Annotated in this window: 3 protein-coding genes; all 3 read left to right on the top strand. The window is 69.5% G+C overall.

Going from position 1 to position 2,215, the window contains the following annotated elements; all coding sequences use genetic code 11:
* Positions 1-1,094, top strand: a 1,094-nt coding sequence (locus tag AC2W7M_RS24235; protein WP_486135561.1) for an AMP-binding protein, incomplete at its 5' end; no start/stop codon positions are given.
* 31 nt (positions 1,095-1,125) lie between these two features.
* Positions 1,126-1,929 (top strand): enoyl-CoA hydratase/isomerase family protein, encoded by an 804-nt coding sequence (locus AC2W7M_RS24230; protein ID WP_486135559.1) that lies wholly within the window; start codon positions 1,126-1,128, stop codon positions 1,927-1,929.
* 84 nt (positions 1,930-2,013) lie between these two features.
* On the top strand, positions 2,014-2,215 hold a 202-nt coding region (locus AC2W7M_RS24225), incomplete at its 3' end, for an ABC transporter substrate-binding protein (protein WP_486132782.1).

Here is a 2,215-nt window from a genome sequence, read left to right as displayed (position 1 = left end):
GCGGGCGAGCGCCGACGGACTGGTCGCTGATGCTCTACACCTCCGGCACCACCGCCAAGCCGAAGGGCGTGCCGCGGCGCCAGCGCGCCGAGCGCATGGGCGCGGTGGCGCACGTGGCGCAGAACCTCTACGGCCGGGGCGAGGTGACGCTCGGCGTCATGCCGCTCTACCACACCATGGGGGTGCGCTCGCTCATCGCCATGTCGCTGATCGGCGGCACCTTCGTGTGCCTGCCGCGGTTCGACGTGGCGCGGGCGCTGGAGCTGATCGAGGCCGAGCGCATCACCAACCTCTATCTGGTGCCGACCCTCTATCACGACCTGGTCCACCACCCGCGCTTCGCCGAAACCGACACCGCGAGCGTGCGCAAGCTCGGCTTCGCCGGCGCGCCCATGACCGACGGGCTCTTGAAGACGCTGACCGAGGCGTTCCATCCCGAACTGTTCGTGAACCATTACGGCTCCTCGGAGATCTACACCTTCACCATCAACCAGAAGGCGGCGGAGAAGCCCGGCTCCGCCGGCAAGGCCGGCCTCAACCAATTGATCCGGGTGGCGAAGCTCGGCGCCGCCTCGCCCACCGAGCGCGCCGCGCCGGGCGAGGAGGGTGAGATCATCGCCCTCGCCGCCTCCGACGAGGCCTTCGAGGGCTATTGGCGCCGCCCGGATTCCAACGCCAAGTCGCTGCGCGACGGCTGGTACTTCACCGGCGACACCGGCTATTTCGACGCCGACGGCGACCTCTACGTCACCGGGCGGGTGGACGACATGATCATCACCGGCGGCGAGAACGTCTCGCCGGTGGAGATCGAGAGCTGCCTGTCCATGCATCCCGGCGTCGCCGAGGTGGCGGTGGTGGGCCTGCCCGAGCCGCGCTGGGGCAAGATCGTGGTGGCCTTCATCCAGCGGCGCGGCGACGTCACGCCGGAGGAGCTGGACGCCCATTGCCGCGCCTCCGGGCTCGCCAACTTCAAGCGCCCGCGGCGCTACGAATTCGTCACCGCGATCCCGAAATCCCCCGTCGGCAAGCTGCTGCGCCGCCAGCTGGTGGCCGGCGAATACGAGCCCGAGCGCGGCGGCGAGAGCGCCGCCTGATCCCCTTCATCGAGAAACAGGACCCTGACGCATGAACGCCTACGTCTCCGCCCCGCCGCTGCCCGCCGATCTCGACGGCTACCGCATCGACATCGACGCCGCCCGCGAGCGCGCCGACATCGTGCTGGCGCGCCCGCCCATGAACACCATCTCCATGCGCCAGCGCGAGCAGCTGCGGCAGACCTTCGAGGCGCTGGACGAGGACGACCGGGTGCGCGTCATCGTGCTGCGCGCCGAGGGCGAGCACTTCTCCTCCGGCGGCTTCATCAAGGGCTTCCTGGAGGCTTCCCCCGAGCACGTCTCCAAGCTCGCCTGGAACATCGCCGCCCCGGCGCGCTGCTCCAAGCCGGTGATCGTGGCGAACCGCGGCTACACGTTCGGCGTCGGCTTCGAGATCTCGCTCGCGTGCGACTTCCGCATCGTCTCCGAGACCTGCCAGTATGCCCTGCCGGAGCAGAAGCTCGGCCAGATCCCCGGCTCGGGCGGTTCGGCGCGGCTGCAGAAGATCGTCGGCATCACCCGCACCAAGGACATCGTGATGCGCTCGAAGCGCATTCCCGGCCGCCAGGCGCTGGACTGGGGCATCGCCACCGAGTGCGTGCCGGACGCCGAGCTCGAGGCCGCCACCGACCGCCTGGTGGACGAATTGCGCGGCTTCTCGCCGATCGCCCAGCGCACGGCGAAGAAGCTCTTGAACGACACCGAGGATTCCACCCTCTCCATCGCCATCGAGCTGGAAGGGCATTGCTACAGCCGCCTGCGCCAGTCGGACGACTTCAAGGAGGGCGTGCTCGCCTTCCACGAGAAGCGCGCGCCGAACTTCAAGGGCAGCTGAGCCGCGAACGGAATGGGCGCCGGGCAGGTCGGCCCGGCGTCGGGGAGCGAAGACCACCAAACCGCCAACTGAAGGGGAAACGTCATGCAGATCCGAGGTTACAAGGTTGTTCTCGCGGCGGCGCTCGCCGCGACGGCGCTGTCGGGCGCGGCGTTGGCCGCCGATCCGATCAAGATCGGCGTGGTGACGCCGAGCACCGGCACGTTCGCGCCCATCGGCCAGCAGGTGCGCTGGGCGCTGGAGCTGGCGGCGAAGGAGATCAACGCCTCCGGCGGCATCATGGGCC

The organism is Xanthobacter sp. BG11Y11_SDJG, from assembly GCF_057364445.1.
Note: the sequence above shows the minus strand (reverse complement) of the source record. Positions and strands in the feature narration are given on the sequence as shown.

Bases quoted from the DNA above. Each gene is read 5' to 3' on its own strand.
- AC2W7M_RS24230 (WP_486135559.1), top strand. From the start codon at position 1,126: ATGAACGCCTACGTCTCCGCCCCGCCGCTGCCCGCCGATCTCGACGGC.